1 protein-coding gene is annotated in these 866 nt (G+C 43.8%); it reads left to right on the top strand.

What is annotated here, in order from left to right; translation table 11 throughout:
- Nucleotides 1-100: 100 nt before the first annotated feature.
- The coding region (locus tag KIV40_RS27695) for a serine/threonine-protein kinase (protein ID WP_285352406.1) at nucleotides 101-866 on the top strand (766 nt) is incomplete at its 3' end.

The raw sequence follows: 866 nt of genomic DNA on the forward strand, positions 1-866 counted from the left end.
TTTCAAGAGCCTACAAACTGTATCAAGTTATTTCCCCGCAATTGATAGGGTCAAAAGTTCTGGGATATAAAACCAGTGGCTATAATAACTGATACTTAAAATGGACTTTAACCTCAGTAGCACCCAACTCTTCTATCAATTGATTGATAAAAGCACTCTAGAGCGAAACTCTGCTCTTACTGAAATCCGAAATCATTCCCCTGAACTGGCCCAGAAGGTCGATCAGTGGCTCAAGTGCGCGAACGGCGACTCGGTCATTGACGCGCTAGAAGAACATTTATCTTCAAGTACTCCAATCCCCACTTCTTTTGAAGGTGAATACATCGATCGTTATCTCATCGGCCACGAGTTAGGAAGGGGCGGATTCGCATCTGTTTACTACGCCAAACGGCATGATTCGCTGTTCCATCATCAGTATGCGATAAAGTTTTTTCATCCCGAAGTATTGGGGCTTTTAGGAAAAGAGACACTTTTTTCGGAGGCCCAACTGTTGGCACGCCTTAGTCACTCCAACATTGCTAAGGTCTATGACGCTGGTATCTATCAAGGTTCCGTATACATAGTGATGGAGTTTGTGGATGGCGTCAGTTTGGATCACCATCTGAAAACTCAATCGCTAAATTTTGATCAAAAACTGATGTTGTTTCGAGACATCTGTTTAGCCATTGAATATGCGCACCAGAATCGAGTGCTGCATGGTGATCTAAAACCTGAAAATATACTGGTATGCAGAGATGGTACGCCGAAAATTATCGATTTTAACATTGCTCAGAGAGTACAAGGTCTGAATGCCTACTCAAGTGGAGATTCGGAGCATGGTGTGATAGCGCTTACCCGCGCGTATGCTAGCCCAGAGCAGATACAAG

This window comes from Vibrio sp. D173a (assembly GCF_030248475.1).